Raw genomic sequence first — 19874 nt, 5'->3', positions numbered from 1 at the left:
TTAAGTCAATTAACCTCGATTATGCTTGCGTAAGTCAAGCACTAACCCCTTGCGCGCACTCATCCGCTTGCGCCCCTTCCTCACCTTTGCTCCCCCGGAGGCCCGTCATGTCCGATGCCCTTGTCCGACCCGCCGCGGCGGGGACTTCGGCCCCGCCGCGGGCGAACGCCGTGGTGGCCGTGCTGGCCTTCGCCGGGATCGTCGTCTCGCTGATGCAGACGCTGGTCATCCCGATCGTTCCCGAGCTCCCCCGGCTCCTCGACGCCTCCGCGTCGAACACGGCCTGGGCGGTCACCGCCACCCTGCTGGCCGCCGCGGTGGCCACGCCGGTCGTCGGCCGCCTCGGTGACATGTTCGGCAAGCGCCGCATGCTCCAGATCAGCATCGTCCTGCTGGTGGCCGGCTCGGTCGTCTGCGCCCTGGCCGACTCCCTGGTCCCGATGATCATCGGCCGTACGCTGCAGGGACTGGCCGCGGCCGTCGTGCCGCTCGGCATCAGCATCATGCGTGATGTGCTGCCCGCCGAGCGGCTGGCCGGCTCCACCGCCCTGATGAGCGCCTCCCTCGGTGTCGGCGGCGCCCTGGGCCTGCCCTCCGCCGCGTTCATCGCCGACAACTACGACTGGCACATCCTGTTCTGGACCTCCGCCGTCCTCGGCGCCGTGGCCCTCGTGCTGGTCCTGCTGTTCGTCCCCGAGTCCGAGGTCCGCACCGGCGGCCGCTTCGACCTGGTCGGCTCCCTCGGTCTGTCGGCCGGTCTGGTGTCCCTGCTGCTGGCGGTCTCCAAGGGCGCCGACTGGGGCTGGACCAGCGGCACCACCCTGGGCCTGGGCGCCGCCGCCGTCGTGGTCCTGGTCGCCTGGGGCTGGTACGAGCTGCGCACCGCCCAGCCGCTGGTGGACCTGCGCACCACCGCGCGTCCGCAGGTCCTGTTCACGAACCTCGCCTCGGTCGCCCTCGGCTTCTCCATGTTCGCGATGTCCCTGGTGCTGCCGCAGCTGCTCCAGCTGCCCGAGCAGACCGGCTACGGCCTGGGCAGGTCCATGCTCACCGTCGGACTGGTACTGGCCCCGCAGGGCCTGGTGATGATGGCCATGTCCGCCGTGTCCGCGGGCGTCACCAAGGCCAAGGGCCCCAAGGTCACCCTGATGATCGGCGCGCTGATCGTGGCCGCCGGCTACGGGCTGAACATCGTCCTGATGTCCGAGGTCTGGCACCTCATCCTGGTGTCCTGCGTCATCGGCGCCGGCGTCGGCTTCACCTACGGCGCCCTGCCCGCGCTGATCATGGGCGCCGTCGACCCCTCCCAGACCGGCGCCGCCAACAGCCTCAACACCCTGATGCGCTCTCTGGGCACCTCCTTCGCCAGCGCCATCGCCGGTGTCATCCTCGCCCAGATGACCACCGACTTCGGCGGCCACGCCCTGCCCTCCGAGAACGGGTTCAAGGTGGTCATGGCCATCGGCGCCGGCGCCGCGCTGCTCGCCTTCGCCGTCGCCACCTTCCTGCCCCGGCAGAGGGTGACCGCCCCGGCGCCCGTGGCCACGGGGTCGGTTGAGCCGGTGGAGGTGTCGGGGGCGAAGTCGTAGCGTTCTGTGGCCCGTTGGCGAGACCTGGTCGGGGCCGTCCTGCGACGGCGCGGTGTCACGTCCCGCATGTGGGACCGCACGTGGGACCGCACCTGTGACGTCGCCGGTGACCGTGCCGCCGTCACACCCCCCTCTCAGCCCCGGTGCGGAACTCCCCACCGGGGCCGGGACGTTCTTCTCCGTACCCGCGCGGCTGACCAGGGTCCGCGGAGCGTACGAGGGGAGTTCGGGAGTGGCGCGGATCATCGTCATCGGCGGCGGGACGGCCGGTTCGGCAGCGGCGCTGGCCCTGCACAAGGCCGGGTCCGAGGTCGCCGTGTACGAGGCACATCCCGACTCTGCCGAGGACATCGGCGCGTTCCTCACGCTCGCGAGCAACGGCATGCGAGCCCTCGCACAGCTCGACGCCTCCGCCGCGGTCACCGGCATCGGCTTCCCGCTGACCGGCATGCGCGTACTGGACGGTTCCGGCACGGAGCTGGTGAAGCGCCCCCTCGCGGGCGCCGACGACGAGCTCCTGCGGTTCCGGTGCCTGCGCCGCGGCGAACTCAACGCCGCCCTGCAGGCGGAGGCCGCGCGCAGGGGCATCGGCATCCGGCACGGCGCACGGCTGGCGTCCGTCGAGGAGGGCCCGGGCGACGTCACCGTGCGTTTCACCGACGGCAGCACCGCGACCGGCGACCTGCTCATCGGCGCCGACGGCCTGAACTCCACGGTGCGCCGCGCGATCGCCCCCGCCGCGCGGCCCGGTTACGCGGGCGAGTACGTCTTCTACGGCTACACGACCGGCGCGCCGATCGCCGGTCCCTCGGAGCTCTTCACGCTGGTCCGCGGCAGCGGGGCCGCCTTCGGCCATGCGGTGAGCCCCGCCGGGGAGACGTACTGGTTCGCCCGCGTCACCGGTGACCCGCTGTCGGCCGAGGACATCGCGCAGGGGACCCCGGAGGGGTGGCGCGACCTGCTCGTTCCGCTGCTGCGCAAGGACACCACACCCGCGGCGGACATGGTCGCGGCCACCGCCGACAGCATCCTGGTCACCAACGCCACCGAGATGCCGCTCGGCACCAGCTGGCGTTCCGGACGGGCCCTGCTCATCGGCGACGCGGCCCACGCGGCCTCGCCCGCGACCGGGCAGGGCGCGTCGATGGCGCTGGAGGACGCCGTCGTCCTCGCCAAGGCCCTGCGGGACGCTCCGGACACCGACAGCGCGTTGACCGCCTACGACAGGCTCCGCCGGCCCCGCGTGGAGCACAACATCGCCACCAGCGGGCAGATCTCCCGGGGCGCCCACTCCCCCACGAACGCCCGTCCGGGCACGACGACGCCGCCGCTCAGCGACGAGGATCTGGCACGGCAGCTGGACTGGAACACCGACCTCTTCGCGTAAGGGGTGAGGCCTGGGGGTGGGGCCTGGGGGTGGGGCCTGGGGGTGGGGCCTGGGGGTGGGGCCTGGGGGTGGGGCCTGTCGGATGGTTGGCGACTGCGGCTTCGTCGTGACTTGTCACGCCCACGCGGCGGAGCCGCATGTCAACTCAAGCCCCGCGCCCCTGAAACCGGGCTTACGCGACCGCCCCCGGCCAGATCGCCGAGGCATCGTCGCGGTGCGGACTGGGCAGCCGCACCGGCCGCACCGGCACGGCGCTCACCCCCCGGTCGGTGGTGGCCGTCCAGCCGACGGCCCGGCCCGAGTAGGACAGCGTCATCAGCACGAACACGCCGTCCGCGTAGACCTCGACGTACTCGCCGACGGTCAGCACACGCAGCTGCCGGGCGGGCCGGGCGAGTGCCGTTTCCTGGAGCGGGGCGCCCCCGGACCCCGTCACCCGTACGTTCTTCTCGTCGCAGTGAACCGTGAGCGCCGCCCGCCCCCCGTCCGCGCGCAGGACGACCGCGGTCGGACCGGTGAGGTCGACGTCCCCCACCGCGTGCAGGACCGGGCGGTCCGTGGGCTCGCCCAGCCACGCGTCCAGTCCGCTCCACCATTCCAGCCGCACCGCGCCCGGTTCGACGACCAGCGCCTTGGGCTGGGCGAGCGTCCCCCGGCAGAGGTCACCGGAGTCCCGTAGAGCGACGCGCCGGGGGGCGGTGTGCAGCACGACCCTGGTGCCGTCGGGCGCGGTGATCGCCCGGGGGGCGTAGGCGCCGGGCGGACCGATCGGCCCCAGCCGCTCCCACGGCCCCTCCAGTCGCGGCGCCGACCAGGCCTCGATCCTGTTGGCCGAGCCCACACCCCCGAGCAGCAGCCAGCCGTCCGCCGTCCGCTCCAGCACGGGACACTCCAGCTCGTCGACGTCACCGGGCGACAGCAGCGGCGGGTGGACCTGCCAGTGCGTCAGATCGGGCGAGGTGGCGAAACCGACGCAGCCGCTGTCCTGAACGGGCAGCGACGTGTCACTGGCGCAGACGACCATGGCCCAGCCGGTTCCCTCGTCGTCGCGGACCACGAACGGATCGCGCCAGCCCATGTTCTCGCCGGTCCGGTACCAGCGCGGATCGGCCCGTACGACCGGCCCGGTGCCGTGGCGCCGCCAGGCGGTCCCGTCCCGGCGGTCGGAGAACGCCAGCCCCACGGACTGCAGCGGCCGGCCTCCGGCCGTCAGCCCCTCGACGCCGGTGTAACACATGGCCAGCCCGTCGCCGTAGGGGAACGGGTGCATCGTCCACACCGCCTGGTGGTCGAACCGGCCCGGCAGCCCGACGCCGAAGGCCGTGCCCTGCGGTTCCCAGGCCACCAGATCGGCGGAAGTGGCCCGGCCGAACGAGGTCTCCATGTGCAGGTGGTCGAAGCGGTCCGTCCAGGGTCCCTGGAGATGGAGCACCGTGTAGCCGCCCTCGTCGGACAGGACGGCGAAGTCGTTCACGCAGAGGCCGGGCGGGGCGTAGCGCATGCGTGGTTCCCCTCGCTGTGGTGCCGAGCCGTAACTGGGCCGTGGCTGAGCCGTGGTGCTGACACGCGCGCCGACGCGCACGTCGGCGTCTCCTGACGGAGACTTTCTACATCTAACATGACATTTATGGACAAAACTTCGGGAGGCTCATCGTGATCGGTCGGAGTCGGCGTCGGATCGTCCGCTGGAGCGTGGCGCTGGTTCTCCCTGTCACGGTTCTCACCGCGTGCGGCGGAGACGGAGACGGCTCGGCGGGCAGCGAGGCCGGCAGCGGCAAGGGCAGCATCAGCATCTGGGCGCACCAGGGCCAGGCGAGTGAGGCCAAGGTCCTTCAGGACGCGGTCAAGTCCTTCAACAGCTCCCAGAACGACGTCACGGCGAGCCTGAAGCTCATCCCCGACGCGGACTACACCAGGACGATCACGGCCACCGACGCGTCGGACCTGCCGGACGTCCTGGAGTTCGACGGCCCGACCATGGCGAACTTCATCTACAACAAGAAGCTCACCTCCATCTCCTCCTTCGTCTCGTCCAAGACCGTCGACAACGCCACCGGCGGCATCAAGGACCAGGGCACGGCGGACGGGAAGCTGTACGGGCTCGGCATGTACGACTCCGCCCTCGGGCTGTACGGCAACAAGAACCTGCTGGACACGGCCGGCGTGGACTACCCGAAGAGCCTGTCCGAGGCGTGGACCGCCGACGAGTTCTTCAACGCGCTGAAGACGCTCGCCGCCAAGGACTCCGACGGCAAGGTCCTCGACATCCAGGAGGACACCGGCCTCGGCACCGAGTGGGGGACGTACGGGTTCTCGCCCATCCTCTGGTCGGCCGGCGGCAAGCTCATCCAGGACAACAAGGCGACCGGTGTGATGGACTCACCCGACGCGGTCGACGCGTTCGAGAAGTTCCAGTCCTGGAAGCCGTACACCGACCCGAACACCGGCGGCAACGCGATGACCAGCAGGCGGGTCGCGCTCAGCTGGGTCGGCCACTGGCTCTACCCCACGTACAGCAAGGCCCTGGGTGACGACCTCGTCATCATGCCGCTGCCGGACTTCGGTCTCGGTCCCAAGAGCGGGCAGGGCTCGTGGGCCTGGGGTGTGGGCGCCCAGTCCAAGAACGGCGACGCGGCCGGCAAGTTCCTGGACTTCCTGCTGAACGACGACAACGTCACCGCGATGACCAACGCCAACGGCGCCCCGCCCGGGACGAAGTCCGTGCTCGCCAAGAGCCCGCTGTACAAGTCCGGCGGCCCGCTGCAGCTGTTCGCCGAGCAGCTCGACAAGCCCTGCGGCGACACGGACATCACCAAGTCCTGCGTGGCCGTCACCCGGCCGGTCACCGCGGGCTACCCGGTGATCACCACCCAGTTCAGCTCGGCGGTGAACGCCATCTGGGGCGGCACCGACCCGAAGTCCGCGCTGTCGAAGGCGGCCCGGGCGATCGACCAGGACTACGCGGACAACAACGACTACCAGCTGAGCTGAGCGGGTGAGGGAAGGCCGTGACGCCACACCGGGGCCGCCGCCCCGGCAGCCGAGACCGCCTTCTCGGTGGCCGAGACCGCGTTCTCGATGGCTGGAGCCGCCTTCTCCATGGCTGGGGCCGCGTTCTCGGTGGTCGAGGCCGGGCTACCGATGGCCTGGGCCGGACTCCGATGGCAAGCACCGGGTCCCGGACGGCAAGGACCGGGATCACTACGGCGAGCACCAGGCCCCCGAAGGCAAGGGCCGAGATCGCGATGGCCAGGACCGGGCCCCCGACGGCGAGGACCAGATGAACGAGGGCCGGAATCGGCGTTCCGATGGCGGCCGCGACCGGGGCCGCGAGCACGTCGATGGGCCGGGCGGCGGGCACGGGATGCCCCGCCGTCGGTGGCGACTGCCCGGCAGCCAGCGGCGGGTGCCCGGCAGCCAGCGGCGGGTGCCCGGCGGTCGGTGGCGGGTGATCGGCGGTCGACGCCATGCGTCCGACGGACGGTGGCGGGTGACCGGCGGTCGACGCCAGGCGTCCGACGGTGGGGGAACCGGCCCCAGCGGCGAACACGCACCCCAGAGCAGCCAGTGGCGAGTACCCGGCGGACGGTGGCGGGTACCCGGCAGCCAGCGGCGGGTGCCCGGCGGACGGTGGTGGGTGATCGGCGGTCGACGCCAGGCGTCCGACGGTGGGGGCACCGGCCCCGGCGGCGAACACGCACCCCAGAGCAGCCAGTGGCGAGTACCCGGCATCCAACCGCAGGTGCCCGGCGGGCGGTGGCAGGTGCCCGGCGGTGGGCGGCAGTTGGCTGGGGGGCGGTGAGGGATGCCCGGAGGTCGGTGGCGGGTGGTCGGAGGGCGGCGCCGGGGGGTCGGCGGTGGGGGCACGGGGCCCGGTGGTCGGGAGCGGGTGCACGGGCCGCTGATGGCGGCGGCCGCGGTGCTCGGGCTGATCGGGTTCGTCGGTGTGCCGTTCGTCTACGCGGTGGTGCTGTCCTTCTACAACGTGCGGCTCGGCTCCCCCCAGCCTCCCGAGTTCTTCGGAGTGGAGCAGTACAGGCGGCTGTTCCTCGACCCCGACCTGTCGGACGAGTTCCTCCGGTCGTTGCTGAACAACCTCACCTTCGCCGCCGCCGTCGTGCCGTTGCAGACGGGCCTCGCCCTGGCGCTGGCCGTACTGCTCAACCGCCGGCTGAAGGGCATCGGTGTGTTCCGTGCCCTCTTCTTCCTGCCGGTGGTGTTCCCGATGGCCCTGGTCGCCGTCATCTGGCGGCTGATCCTCTCCCGCAGTGACCAGGGCATGCTCAACACGGCGCTGTCGTACCTCACCTTCGGCCACTGGACCGCGTACGACTGGATGGGCTCGGCCACCACCGCGATGGCGTCCGTCGTGGTGCTGTCGGTGTGGCAGGGCGTGGGCTTCCAGATGGTCATCCTGCTGGCAGGGCTCCAGCAGATCCCGGAGGAGCTGTACGAGGCGGCCAAGATCGACCGGGCAGGCCACTGGCAGCAGTTCCGCCATGTCACGCTCCCGGGGATCCGGAACACCCTGGTCTTCGTGGCGCTGCTGACGTCGGTGCTGGCCTTCCGCGTCTTCGACCAGATCTACATCCTGATCCGGGGCGGCGGAGGACTCGACGAGAACTCCACCCGCACCGTCATGTACGACGCCGTCACGGTCGCGTTCGACGAGAGCAACATCGGACTGGCCTCGGCGATCACGGTGATCTTCTTCGTCATCGTCGTCGCTCTGACGCTCCTGCAGCGCCGCGTCGTGCGCCCCGAGAGCGAGGCGGGGTGAGCCTCGAGGGGAAGCGGCGAAGCGGGCGGCGGCCGTACGGACGGCTGCGCCGCGTCGGCGACTACCTGGCGCTGGCTGTTGCCGCCCTGTTGTACGTCCTGCCCGCGCTGTACCTGGTCATCGGCAGTTTCAAGCCGTCCGACGAGGTGCTGGACGGCTTCGCGGGCCTCGTGCCGACGCACTTGTCGGTGGACAACTACGAGAGGGTGTTCGAGAGCCTGTCCTCCGAGAGCACCGGCTACTTCTGGCAGTTCATGGCGGTGTCGCTCACCGTGACGGCCGTGGTGGTCGTGGGCGGGCTGCTGGTCAACTCGATGGCCGGGTACGCGCTGTCCCGGCTGCGCTGGCGGGGGCGGGACGCCGTGTTCGCGGTCGTGCTGCTGCTGATGCTGGTGCCGTTCGAGTCGGTGGCGGTGCCGTTGTTCTATCTGTTCAACGACCAGCGGAACACCCTGGGGATCCTGGCCCTGCCGTTCATCGCCAACGCCTTCTCGGTCTACCAGTTCCACGCGTTCTTCAGCGGCGTCCCGCACAGCATCGAGGAGGCGGCCCGGATCGACGGCGCGGGTCCGTGGCGTACGTTCTTCTCGATCATCATCCCCATGTCCAGGCCCGTGTTCGCCTCCGTCGCCATCCTGACCTTCCTGACCCAGTGGGGGGCGTTCCTGTGGCCGGTGCTGATGATCTCCGACCCGTCCGTGCGTCCGCTGCCGCTGGAGATGAGCGTCTTCCAGGGGCAGGAGCCACCGGACTGGGGTCAGATCCTGGCATTCGGTGTGCTGCTCGTCGCTCCCGTGCTGGTGATGTTCGTGGTCTTCCAGCGCTGGTTCGTGCAGGGTGTGGCGAGTTCGGCCGTCAGGGGGTGAGCGGGGTGAGCGGGCGCCCGGTCAGGGCGTCGGGAGGCACTGCTCGGTCCAGATGATCTTTCCCGTGGGTGTCTGCCGGGTGCCCCAGCGGTCGGTGAGCTGACCGACGAGCAGCAGGCCCCGGCCGCCCTCGTCGAGACTGCGGGCCCGGCGCGGATGCGGCGCGGAGTTGCTGCCGTCGGCGACCTCGCAGATCAGGCACTGGTCCTGGATCAGCCGCAGCCGGATGGGGGCGTCGGCGTGCCGGATGGCGTTGGTGACCAGCTCGCTGACGACGAGTTCCGTGGTGAACGTGAGCTCGTCCAGTCCCCAGTGGGCCAGCTGGTCGGACGTCGCCTTACGGGCGTCGGCGACCACGGAGGGCTCCCGGTCCAGGTCCCAGCTGGCGATCCGTTCGGTGTCGAGGGCGCGCGTACGGGCGATGAGCAGGGCGACGTCGTCCGCGGGCAGGGCGGGGAGCAGATTCTGCAGGACGGTGTCACAGGTGTCCTCCAGGTCCTGCCGGGGACGCTGGGACAGGACACGGCACAGGGTGTCGAGGTTGCCGGCCCGCGCGTTGATCAGGCCGTCGGTGAACAGGGCGAGCAGGCTGCCCTCGGGCACGTCGAGCTCGGTGGCCTCGAAGGGCAGGCCTCCGACACCGAGCCGGGGTCCGGCGGGGACGTCGAGCAGTTCGACCGTGCCGTCCCGCCGGGCGAGAGCGGGCACGGGACCGCCGGCCCGGGCGAGGGTGCAGTGCCGGGTGACGGGGTCGTACACCGCGTACAGGCAGGTGGCCGCCATGTCACCGGCGGACTCCTCGGTCTCCTCGGTCGTCCCCGTCTCCCGGGCCTCGACGGTGTCCGGGATCTCCAGGGCCTCCATGATCTCGGTGAGATCGGCCCTGCCGCTCAGGTCGCCGCCTCCGTCGCGGCCGGCGCCGACCGTGCCGTTGCTCTCCGCGGCGAGGCGGATGACCAGGTCGTCCAACTGGGTGAGGAGCTCGTCGGGGGCGAGATCGACGTCGGCCAGGGTGCGCACGGCGATCCGCAGCCGTCCCATGGCCGCCGACGCCTGGATACCGTGCCCGACGACGTCGCCGACGACGAGGGCGACCCGGGCACCGGACAGCGGGATCACGTCGAACCAGTCGCCGCCGACGCCGGCCTGGGTGCTGCCGGGCAGATAGCGCGTGGCGACCTCGACGGCCGGCTGCTGGGGCAGCTGTCTCGGGAGCAGGCTGCGCTGCAGGCCCAGTACCGTGGCCCGCTCGCGGGTGTACCGGCGGGCGTTGTCGACGCAGACGGCCGCCCTGGCCACCATCTCGCCGGCCAGGACCAGGTCGTCCGGGGCGAAGGGCTCCGAGCGCCGGCGGGCGAAGACCGCCACGCCGAGCGTGGTGCCGCGGGCCCGCACCGGGATCGACATCACGGAGTGGAACCCGTAGTCGCGTACGCGGGACGCCCTGGCGGGGTCCGCCTGGGTCCACCGGTCGAAGTCGTCGTCGCCCATCGCGCTCAGCACGGGCAGGCCGGAGGCCAGGGAGCGGGCGGGCGGTGAGAAGTCCGGGTAGGTGTCCACCGCGCCCAGGTCGACCACGGCCTCGGGGGCGCCCTGGGTCGCGGACCGGTGGGCGACCCGGCGCAGGGAGATGGTGCCCACCACCGGGCCCGAGAGGGGCTCGCCGCCGTGCAGCACGGAGTCGAGCAGATCGACGCTGACGAAGTCGGCGAGCCGTGGGACGGCCATGTCGGCGAGTTCGTCCGCGGTGCGCGCCACGTCCAGGCTGGTGCCGATCCGGGCGTTGGCCTCGTTGAGCACGGCCAGCCGCTGCCGCGCCTCGTACTGTCCGGTGATGTCGCATCCCGCGGTGAACACTCCGTGGATCCGGCCGTCCGGATCCGTCACGGGTGACATGGTGACCGCCCACCAGGTGAGCCTCCCGGTCCCGGCCGGTGTCGGCGCGGAGACCTCGTAGCGGACCGGCTGGCCCGTCCTGGCCACGGAGCGCATCGTGTCGGTGACGTGCTCGGAGAGGACCGGGGCGGAGGGTGCGCCCTGCTCCTTGGCGTCCCCGTAGAGGTCCTCGACGACGCGCCCGAGCACCTGCTGGTCGCCGAGGCCGAGCAGGCCGCGGGTCGCGGCGTTCATCCGCAGGATCCGCCCGTCGACGTCGTAGACCGCCATGGTGAGCGGGGACCGTGCGAACGCCCACTCCAGGAGCTGTGTGTCCTCCTGCGGGCTCGCGGCCTGCGACGGTGCCGGGGAGTGGACGAGGAACCACTGGGGCTGTCCTCCGGCGGTCGGCGCCGACCAGGCCCGCAGGTCCGCCTCCAGGCGGTGGCCGTCCCGGTGGCGCAGGGCGACCCGGCCGCTCCAGCTGTGCGAGGCGGCGGCGCGGCGCAGGGCGGCCGGGGAGGGGTCGGCGGCCAGCAGAAGGGATGCGGGACGGCCGAGGACCTCGGCGGGCGCGTAGCCGAGAAGTTGCCGGGCGCCCGGGTTCCATGCCGTGACCCGGCCGCGCGCGTCGACGGCGGCCACGGCGTCCGTCGGGTGGGCGGATGTCCCTTCTCCGCTCACCGGTCGCGGAGTGTCACTGCTCGAACGCATCGTCACTCACCTCGCCGCAGGAGACCTGCGACTGTGTTCCTCGGACTCGACTCGGACTCGGATGAAATGGTTCTTCACGGTTCATGGTCGGAGCCCGTCTCCAGCCTATTGCTCGGGAAGCCTTCCCACCCCCTCCATCCGCACCGGGAGCGGCAGGGTCAGCGCGGCGCCCACCGCGGGCGCCCAGACGCCCAGCGACGCGGCCAGCAGGTCCGGCTCGAAGGTGCAACTGGGACGTTCGGCGAGCACCGTTCTGATCTCGTCCGCCATCCAGGGCAGTACGGCGTCCGCGATGTCCCCGCCCACGACCGCCGCCTGCGTGGGGAAGGCGGCCGCCAGGCTGTTCAGGATGACGCCCACGGCGCGTCCGCTGTCGGCGAGCACCTCCAGGGCGACCTGGTCGCCGTCCGCGGCGGCGTCGGTCACCGCCGTCACTCCGGACGGGCTCCAGCTGGAGCGGGCCCGGAAGCGGCGGACGACGGCCTGGCCGCTGACGAAGGTCTCCAGGCATCCCCGTCCGCCGCAGCCCGGGCAGGGGGTGCCGCCGGGCTCCACGGTCAGGTGGCCGAACTCGCCGAGCCGGTCGTCCGGGCTCGCCAGGATCCGCCCCTCGAAGGCGTAGGCACCGCCCACGCCGCCTCTGTGCAACATGATGAAGAGGACGTTCTCCAGGCCTTTCGCCGCGCCCATCGCGAGTTCGCCGTGGCCGAACGCGCGGGCGTCGTTGAGGATCTCGGTCGGGCATCCGACCCGGTACGCCAGCTCGTCCCGCAGCGGGTAGCCGGCCCACGGGCCGACGAGATTCATGCTGCCCACACCGACCGTACCGGTGGTGCGGTTCAGGTCGCCGGGGACCGCCACCCCCAGCCGGTCCGGGCGGTGGCCGCGGGTGGTCCGGGCCACGGCGTCGATCGCGTGCAGCAGGCCCGCCCGAGGGGTCTCGGTGCTGCCCTTGTCCTCGATCGAGTCGCCGACGATCAGCGCCCACCTCAACTCGTCGACACCCATCTCGACGCCGAGCAGACGCTTCACCACGGGCTCCCCTCTGTTGTCCACCGGCCCGTCGTGGTGCTTGGACCGGTCGCCGACGGCAAGGCTTCGACGGCGCCCAGAACCCGAATTTTTTATTATTACCCGACATATAGGTTGATAATCAGGTACACGAGCTCGGGTATCCGGTGCAGGGAGGTGACGGGTGACCTTCCCACCCCATGCTTCCGGCATATCGGCGCGCGGCCCCGGCCCTCCCCGCAGCGTGCCCGAACCCCCGGTGCTCGTACCGAACGCCGTGGTCGTCGTCCTGAACGGCACCGGCCACATCATTTTGTGGAGCCGGTCGGTCGAGGACCTGCTGGGCTGGACGGGCGAGGACGTACTGGGGCGTCGCTTCGACCGTCTCATGGACGTCGGCGGCACCGCCGCGGAGGCGCCCGAGGACATCCTCGCCAAACTGCTGGACTCCGAGAGCTGGAGCGGCGCCCTGCCCCTGCTCCACCGCGACGGCCACGCCGTCCGCACCCATGTCCAGGCGTCCCTCCTCGTCGACGGCGACGGCAGGGCGTTCGTCCACGCGTCACTGGCCGAGGAGCGCCTGCCGTACGCGACCGGCCAGGGCGCGTTGGAGTCGCTCTTCGAGTCCTCCCCGCTGGGCGTCGCCATCTTCGACAAGGACCTCAGGTGCATCCGGGCCAACGAGGCACTGGCCCGGCTCGACCACCGTCCGCTGCGCAGCCATCTGGGCCGCACCGTGGACGAGGTGATCGCCGGGCCCGTCGGCCGCGAGCTCGTGGAACTGCAGCGGCAGGTGCTCAGAACCGGCCGGCCCGTGCTGGACGTCACCGTACCGGGGCCGGAGGGCGATGGATTTCGCTCCGTGTCCTGCAGCCGTCTGGAGGACACGAGCCACCGGGTGATCGGCCTCGGCTGCACCGTCATGGACATCACGGAACGCCGCCGGATCGCCCGGCAGAACGAGATCGTCCGGGCCCGCCTCACCCTGCTCAACGACGTCGGATCCCGCGTCGCCGACCTGCTCGACATCCCCGGCATCGCCGAGCGTCTGGCCGACACCCTGGTCCCCGGGTTCAGCGACTACGCCGGTGTCGTCCTGCTCGAATCGGTGGTCACCGAAGGCGAGCTCCCCCGCCACACGCCCACCCACCGCACTCCCCTGGTCCAGCTGGGCGTCGCCTGCGTACAGCGCGACCCCCTCGCCGAACGCATGCTGCGGGTCGGCCAGTCGGTGAGCCTCGCGGAGCACTCGGCCGCCGGCGAGGCCCTGCGCACCGGCGTCCCCCAACTCCTCGGCTCACCCGAGCGGTTGAGGTCGGCCACCTACCCGGGCGATCCCAGGACCCGGGCCGCCCTGGAGCTGGGCGTGCACTCGATGATGCTGCTCCCGCTGCGCGCCGGTGACGTCGTGCTCGGCCTCCTGGTCGTCTACCGGGCGAACGACAGCCCGCCGTTCGACGAGGACGACCTCGCCTTCGCCATGAGGCTGGCCGGCCGAGCCAGCACATCACTGGACAACGCCCGGCTCTACGCACGCGAGCGCGAGGGCGCGCTCATGCTGCAGCGCGCCCTCCTGCCCCAGCACGTCCCAGAACCGCCCGGGGTGCACATCGCGTTCCGGTACGTCCCCGCCAGCACGGGCAACGAGGCCGGCGGCGACTGGTTCGACGTCACCCGGCTCACCGGCGGCCGGGTGGCCCTGATCATCGGCGACGTCACCGGCCACGGGCTGCGCGCCGCCGCCACGATGGGTCTGCTGCGCACCGCCGTACGCACCCTTTCCGTCCTCGACCTCCCTCCGGCCAGGCTCCTGCAGCACGTCGACGACATCGCCACGGACCTGACCCACGACCCGGACGAGGCCCTCATCGCCACCTGCGCCTACGCCGTGTACGACCCCTCGCTCCGGCGCTGCGTCATCGCGCGGGCGGGACATGTGCCACCGCTGCTCGTCGAGCCGGAACCCGAGGAGGACGGTGCCCACACGGTCCGGCTCCTTGAGGTGCCGTCCGGGGCCCCTCTCGGCGTCGGCGGCGTGGACTTCGAGGAAGTGGAGTTCGACGTGGTGGAAGGGTCGGTGCTCGCCCTCTACACCGATGGTCTCGTCGAGGCCCGCGGCGAGGACATCGGCGACGGGCTGGAGCGCCTGCGATCACAACTGGCAAAGCCGTACGCCTCGTTGGAGGCAGCCTGCGACGGCATGCTGAGCCTTCTCGAGCCGGAGACCGAGCGGGACGACGTGGCACTGCTCCTGGCGCAGCTGGTGAGCCTGCCCGAGGGTCCGGCCCGGCCCTGAGGCCGCGCCCCTGTCCGTCGCCTCGGCGAAAAGCGCGTCCGACGAAGGCCGAACTGTGCTCTTCCCGGCTCCCCGCAGAGGACCGCACCATGAGTCCGACGCCCCAGCTCGCACCTCGCCCACCGCACCGACCACCACGCCCCGAGAACGCCACAGGACGACACGAGACAGCTCGAGACAACTCGAGACAACACGAGACGACCTCATCGGAAAGGCGGTGCCGGACATGCGGCAACGGCGCTCTGGCAAGTCGAACGGTTCGGACGGGACGGACGGGACCGCCGGATCCTTACGCAGACGCACCCTTCTGGGCGCGCTCGGGGCCTCCGCCACCTGGGGCGCCCTGTCCCCTCCCGCCCGGGCGGCGGCCCCCTCGCCGTCGGTGGCGCCCGTGATGCTCTCGCGCCAGGCCTGGGGCGCCGACGAGTCACTGCGCTTCGCCGCCGACGGTACCGAGGTCTGGCCCGCGGCGTACTACCCCGTACAGACGCTGACCGTGCACCACACGGCCGACGGCAGCACCAATCCCGACCCCGCGGCCGTGGTCCGCTCGATCTACCGCAACCAGGCGGTCGGCAAGGGCTGGGGCGACATCGGCTACCAGTACCTGATCGACGCGAGCGGCCGGGTGAGGGAGGGACGCTGGTCCGGCACCGACGGGATCTTCGGGCACGATTCCACGGGCCGCCTCATGGTCAACGGCGCGCACGTCGGCGGATACAACGCCGGGAACCTCGGGATCGCCCTTCTGGGCACGCTCACCAGCACCCCGGCGACGAGCGCCGCCCGGACGTCCCTGATCCAGCTCCTGACCGACCTGACCCGGCAGCACGCCATCGACCCACTGGGCAGCGTGGCGTACCGCAATCCGGTCAGCGGCGTCACCCGGACCGTGCCCGCCATCAGCGGCCACCGCGACTGGGAGGCGACCGAGTGCCCCGGCACCGTGCACCGCGACCTGCCCGCCATCCGGACCGCGGTCGCCGACGCCCTCGGGGGGTGAGGCGCCGAGCCTCCACCCCGTCGGCCACCACCCACGGCACAGTGGGTCCATGAGCGCAGACAACAGGAACATCCTGGCTCGCGGACGCGTGGCGACCAGGCTCCCCGCCCAGGATCTGGACCGGGCGCGGCGTTTCTACGCCGAGCGGCTCGGTCTGGAGCCTGTCGACGAACGGCCCGGCGGGCTGCTGTACCGGTGCGGCGACACGGAGTTCGCCCTGTTCCAGTCGACGGGAGCCTCACCCGGCACCTTCACCCAGATGGGCTGGGTGGTCGACGACCTCGAGACACTCGTGTCGGAGCTCAGGCAGCGCGGCGTCGTCTTCGAAGAGGTCGACGCACCCGGCTTCCGAACGAGGAACGGGATCGCCGACATCGAGGGCAACTACCCCAGCAAGGGCGCCCGAGGGGAACGGGCCGCCTGGTTCCGTGACAGCGAGGGGAACCTGCTGGGCATCGGCGAGCCGGTCGTCTGAGCGGCCACGTCCGGATCACCTAGCCGTCCTCCAGGATGTCGTGGGCCCTGCGGACCGCGTCGCTGTTCCAGCGCTGCTGTTTCTCCAGCTTCGCCCGGTTCTCGGCGACGAGCCTGAGCTGGATACGGACGTCGATGGCGTGCACCGTGCGGACGTAGCCGGTCCGCTGCTTGCAGCGCGCGTCGGCGGTCGCGGTCTTCTTCTCCAGGGCGGACGGCTTGTTGAGGTCGTACTCGGGGTCGGCCAGCCGTTCCCGCAGCTCCTGGCGCTTGCGATCGCTGCCGGTCACGGCGTCTGCGGGGTTGGCGTAGCGGTAACCCGCCTTCCGCATGCAGGCCGACCACGCCTTGTCCGCCTTGCCCCAGGCGGGGTCCCGCATGGCCTGCTGGAGGCTTTTGGACTTCAGGTGCCAGACCGGGTCGATGCGGTCCTGGGGGTTCCATCCGTAGATCTCGCGGTCCGCCTCGCCGAGACAGCCGCGTTCCGGGATCCGGTGGCCGTGGACGGTCCTCGGGTCGTCCCCGACGAACATGCCGGTCAGCGCGAGGTATTCGGAGAGGGTCCACTTCCTCTCCGGGTGATCGCGCTCGTAATCGGCCCGCGCCCCCTGATAGCCGTACCGCGCGGCCTGCTCTGGGTCCCGGATTCCGTAGCGGAGGTCGTCCGAGTACGCGATGAGCATCGCCACGGCCGTGCCGGCGGGGCGTTGGGGCCAGTCGGGTGCGGGGTCGGTGGAGAGGTTCCGCAGGCTGTCGAAGCCGAGCCGGACCATGCACTGCCTGGCGAGCGTCCAGCTGGCCCTGTTGACCGTACGGCCGTCGTCGCCGGACATGTCGTACGCGGCCAGCGGAAGGTACCGAGGGTCGTCCGACGAGGTGGGCCGTGCCTGGGACGCGGACGACTCCGCCTGCTGCCCGCACCCCGCGAGGGCGAGAACGGAGGCGAGGACCAGTAAGAGGGGGGCGGCTCTGCGCATCGCGCCAGCTCATCAGGACGCGGCGCACGCGACCGTGTTGGAGGCCACAGTTCCGGGTCACAGCCGGGTCACAGGTCGGCGCGGTCGACAAGGGACGGTCCATGGCCGGCCGCCGTATGACGGTCACCTTCCCTGCCGGTACCTGGCAGCCGTTCCGCGTGCGCACTCGGCCAGGTCGGCACGTACGTCCGCGGGTTCGAGCACCTCGGCGTCGGGACCGAAGCCGAGGAGGCGGCGTCGGGCCGCGAGCGGGGAGTCGAAGTGGAGGACGAGGCGGTGCCAGCCGTCCTCCGGGTCCGGGGCCGCCCGGGCGCCGGACGTGGTGTCGCCGAGGACCTCGGGGAGGGCGGCCAGACCGGCGGTCGTGAGGCGAACCGTGACGGGCAGTCGGTCCAGGCTCTCCTCGAACTCCGTGGTCCAGCACGTCCAGTAGTCCGCCAGGTCGAAGTCCGCGGGACGGAGGAAGGACTCGGGGAGCAGCTCCGCCCGGGTGATCCGTGACGCCCGGTGGGCGCGTGTCCCCCGGCTCGACCGGACGACCACGTACCACACGCCCGCCTTGGCGACGAGCCCCAGCGGATCCACGGTCCGCGGACTCGTACGGCTGTCCGCGCGGCTGCCGGCGCGGTCGTCCCGGCGCTCGTGCTCGATACGCAGACGTCTGTCCTGACGCACCGCGTCGACGAGCACGGCCAGGTGCGGGACCAGTTCCGGCGGCTTGAACCATGCCTGCGTGTCGATGTGGAAGCGTGCGGCCGCGGCACTCGTAGGGTCCCGGCTCGCCGCCGGCAGTGAGGCCAGCAGCTTCAGCCGGGCCTGCGCCAGCGCGTCGCCCAGCGCCATCCGCCCCAGCGGACCACTCGCCGACACCGCCAGCAGCGCCGTCGCCTCCTCGGCGCTGATGCCGAGCAGCGGGCTGCGCCAGCCGTCCATCAGCCGGCAGCCGCCGCCGGGCCCGCCGTTCGTCACGACGGGTACTCCGGCCGCGCCGAGCGCCTCCAGGTCCCGGTAGACGGTTCGGACCGACACCTCCAGCTCGGTGGCGAGTTGCCGTGCCGTCATCTGTCCACGGGACTGCAGACAGAGCAGCAACGACAGCAGCCGGTCCGCTCGCATCGGCGATCACCCTTTCCCCGCCCCGTGACTGACACAGGATGTCAGCCATCGGGTCGTAGCGTCGCTCCCGCGGGAAGCACGAACCAGCAGCCACCACCCCAGGGAGACAGCACGTGATCAGCGGATACGTCCTCGGTGAAAGCCTCCGTCCCGGCGCCGTGTTCCAGCCGCAGGGGCTGCGCCCGCGGTTGCGCGGGGTCAGCCGGCTGGACGTCTCACACAGCGCCGCCGCCGGGCAGCCCCCGTCGTGGACGTTGGTCGAGTGGGAGACCGACGGCGACGACGTCGCGGCCCTCGCGGAGGCCTTCGCCGAGGTGCTGGAGCCGGAGAACGGCTGGTACGCGGACTTCACCGCCGGTGACGAGCACGTCGTGGTCTTCGCCGGGAAGGTGTTCCGCTACCGGCGCGGCGACGAGGCGGGCCGCGCCGAAGCGGTCGCGTACGGACGGTCGGTGGGCACTCCGGAGCATCAGCTCGACTGGAAGGAGTGGCCTGTTGACCGAACCAACTCATGAGTACGTCGGGGCCCTCCACCTGCTCCGAGACCTCGACGCGGTGACCGCCGTCCGAAGGGTGAGGTGGCGCGGTGACCAACAGGGCGGGCAGAGCTGACGACGCGTGTCGTGGAGGAACGGCTGGACGCCCATGTCACCGCCTTGATGGACGCACTGGGCTGAGCTGAAGCAGCCCGGGGCCCAGGCCCGGCAGCGCGCCGGGCCCGGCTGCCATGTCCCGCGGCGGAGCCGATCGCACGCTCTCAGCGGGACGCCTCCAGGGCCTGGCCTCGGGAAGCCGCGACGAGGCCCCCCGAGCAGCTCCGGCGTAGTGTTCCGACTCCCTGGCATCCGGCCACGGCGCCCGCGCGAGAATCCTTTGGCGGACGACGGCGGCCTCTGCTACTTTCGCGGGAGGCCGTGCGAGAGAACGAGGAGGTGGTACCCGTGAACGTATCGACATGGGTGCTCTCCTGCGGGGTCACGGTCGGGCGATAGGTCGCCCGGGAGCGCCGTTCAACAGCGCTCCCGAAAGGCACGATCATGGCCCTTCACTTCACTTCCGAACCGCGCCTCGACGACGGCGTCCTCGAACGCGAATTCACCCTCGGCGAGATCCCCGGCCTCCTGTGGACGCCCGCATCCGCATCCGCGCCGGCACCGCTGATCCTTCTCGGTCACCCCCCGCTCGGACTGCACAAGATGTATCCCCGGCTGGTGGCGCGCGCCCGGGACGCCGCGGCGGACGGCTTCGCCGCGGCCACCATCGAGCTCCCCGGGAGCGGTGACCGGCCCCGTTGGGCCGCCGCCGAGCAGGCCCGCGCCGACCTGCGCCGGGCCATGGAAGCCGGCGAGCCGGTCAGCGACGAGATCATCGACGCCCTCATTCTCCCTCTCGTCGACAAGGCGGTCCCGGAATGGCAGGCCGCCCTTGACGCCCTCCTGTCGTTGCCCGAGATCGGCGGCCCGGTCGGGTACTCGGGGGGAGTGATCTCCATCGGCGTTCGCCTTGCGGTCGTCGAGCCGCGCATCGTGGCCGCCGGCTTCTTCGCCGGGAGTTTCGTGCCTCGCGCCATGTTCGAGGAGGCCCGCCGGGTCACCATTCCGCTGCACGTCCTGCTGCAGTGGGACGACGAAGGGAACGACCGGCAGGCGGCCCTGGACCTGTTCGACGCCTTCGGCTCCAAGGAGAAGTCCCTGCACGCCAATATGGGCGGGCACACCGGCGTCCCGCAGTTCGCGGGGGAGGCCGCGGCCCGGTTCTTCACCCGGCACCTGAGGTGAGGCCGGGC

General features: G+C 71.6%; 15 protein-coding genes. 10 read left to right on the top strand and 5 right to left on the bottom strand.

Features of this window, described 5'->3' with window-relative positions; all coding sequences use genetic code 11:
- Window positions 1-107: 107 nt before the first annotated feature.
- Window positions 108-1589: an MFS transporter gene (locus AB0959_RS32625; protein WP_366830294.1), complete on the top strand. Its 1482-nt coding sequence runs from the start codon at window positions 108-110 to the stop codon at window positions 1587-1589.
- Between the two features lie 232 nt (window positions 1590-1821).
- Window positions 1822-2976, top strand: a complete 1155-nt coding sequence (locus tag AB0959_RS32620; protein ID WP_366830293.1) for an NAD(P)/FAD-dependent oxidoreductase — start codon at window positions 1822-1824, stop codon at window positions 2974-2976.
- Between the two features lie 172 nt (window positions 2977-3148).
- Here the strand turns inward: AB0959_RS32620 and AB0959_RS32615 are convergent, their stop codons facing one another.
- Window positions 3149-4477 carry a mucin-1 gene (locus AB0959_RS32615; RefSeq protein ID WP_366830292.1) on the bottom strand — a complete coding sequence of 443 codons (1329 nt, stop codon included), beginning with the start codon at window positions 4475-4477 and terminating at the stop codon, window positions 3149-3151.
- A gap of 152 nt (window positions 4478-4629) precedes the next feature.
- Here AB0959_RS32615 and AB0959_RS32610 point away from each other — a divergent pair, with 152 nt between their 5' ends.
- The 3 genes from AB0959_RS32610 (at window position 4630) to AB0959_RS32600 (ending at window position 8622) form a co-directional block, all read left to right on the top strand.
- Window positions 4630-5967 carry a sugar ABC transporter substrate-binding protein gene (locus AB0959_RS32610; RefSeq protein WP_366830291.1) on the top strand — a complete coding sequence of 446 codons (1338 nt, stop codon included), beginning with the start codon at window positions 4630-4632 and terminating at the stop codon, window positions 5965-5967.
- Window positions 5968-6865: 898 nt separating this feature from the next.
- Complete coding sequence (locus AB0959_RS32605) at window positions 6866-7756, top strand: sugar ABC transporter permease (RefSeq protein WP_366830290.1); 891 nt, start codon at window positions 6866-6868, stop codon at window positions 7754-7756.
- Window positions 7753-8622: a carbohydrate ABC transporter permease gene (locus tag AB0959_RS32600; protein ID WP_366830289.1), complete on the top strand. Its 870-nt coding sequence runs from the start codon at window positions 7753-7755 to the stop codon at window positions 8620-8622. Before AB0959_RS32605 ends, AB0959_RS32600 begins: the two co-directional genes overlap by 4 nt.
- 21 nt (window positions 8623-8643) lie before the next feature.
- On the opposite strand, the gene AB0959_RS32595 is transcribed toward AB0959_RS32600, so the two are convergent.
- A complete protein-coding gene (locus tag AB0959_RS32595) occupies window positions 8644-11211 on the bottom strand; it encodes a SpoIIE family protein phosphatase (protein ID WP_366830288.1) in 2568 nt (855 codons plus the stop codon).
- A 105-nt stretch (window positions 11212-11316) separates the two neighbouring features.
- Entirely contained in the window at window positions 11317-12246 is a 930-nt protein-coding gene (locus AB0959_RS32590) for an ROK family protein (protein WP_366830287.1), read from the bottom strand.
- Window positions 12247-12406: 160 nt separating this feature from the next.
- Here AB0959_RS32590 and AB0959_RS32585 point away from each other — a divergent pair, with 160 nt between their 5' ends.
- The 3 genes from AB0959_RS32585 (at window position 12407) to AB0959_RS32575 (ending at window position 15996) form a co-directional block, all read left to right on the top strand.
- The gene (locus AB0959_RS32585; RefSeq protein WP_366830286.1) at window positions 12407-14518 is read left to right on the top strand and encodes a SpoIIE family protein phosphatase; all 2112 of its coding nucleotides are present in this window, start codon (window positions 12407-12409) and stop codon (window positions 14516-14518) included.
- A 226-nt stretch (window positions 14519-14744) separates the two neighbouring features.
- Window positions 14745-15521, top strand: a complete 777-nt coding sequence (locus tag AB0959_RS32580; protein WP_366830285.1) for a peptidoglycan recognition family protein — start codon at window positions 14745-14747, stop codon at window positions 15519-15521.
- A 49-nt stretch (window positions 15522-15570) separates the two neighbouring features.
- Window positions 15571-15996, top strand: coding sequence for a VOC family protein (locus tag AB0959_RS32575; protein ID WP_366830284.1), 426 nt, complete (start codon window positions 15571-15573; stop codon window positions 15994-15996).
- A 19-nt stretch (window positions 15997-16015) separates the two neighbouring features.
- Here AB0959_RS32575 and AB0959_RS32570 read toward each other — a convergent pair whose 3' ends face one another.
- Both AB0959_RS32570 and AB0959_RS32565 read right to left on the bottom strand, forming a co-directional pair.
- On the bottom strand, window positions 16016-16972 hold the full coding sequence (locus AB0959_RS32570) for a hypothetical protein (RefSeq protein WP_366830283.1): 957 nt from the start codon (window positions 16970-16972) through the stop codon (window positions 16016-16018).
- A gap of 123 nt (window positions 16973-17095) precedes the next feature.
- On the bottom strand, window positions 17096-18088 hold the full coding sequence (locus AB0959_RS32565) for a YafY family protein (RefSeq protein WP_366830282.1): 993 nt from the start codon (window positions 18086-18088) through the stop codon (window positions 17096-17098).
- A 113-nt stretch (window positions 18089-18201) separates the two neighbouring features.
- Between AB0959_RS32565 and AB0959_RS32560 the strand changes: the two genes are divergently transcribed.
- On the top strand, window positions 18202-18603 hold the full coding sequence (locus AB0959_RS32560) for a hypothetical protein (protein ID WP_366830281.1): 402 nt from the start codon (window positions 18202-18204) through the stop codon (window positions 18601-18603).
- 522 nt (window positions 18604-19125) lie between these two features.
- The gene (locus AB0959_RS32555; protein ID WP_366830280.1) at window positions 19126-19866 is read left to right on the top strand and encodes an alpha/beta hydrolase; all 741 of its coding nucleotides are present in this window, start codon (window positions 19126-19128) and stop codon (window positions 19864-19866) included.
- The last annotated feature ends 8 nt before the right edge of the window (window positions 19867-19874 follow it).

Origin of the sequence: Streptomyces sp. NPDC046862 (assembly GCF_040704615.1) — a bacterium.
Taxonomy (GTDB): domain Bacteria; phylum Actinomycetota; class Actinomycetes; order Streptomycetales; family Streptomycetaceae; genus Streptomyces.
This window is presented reverse-complemented; position numbering and strand designations above follow the sequence as displayed.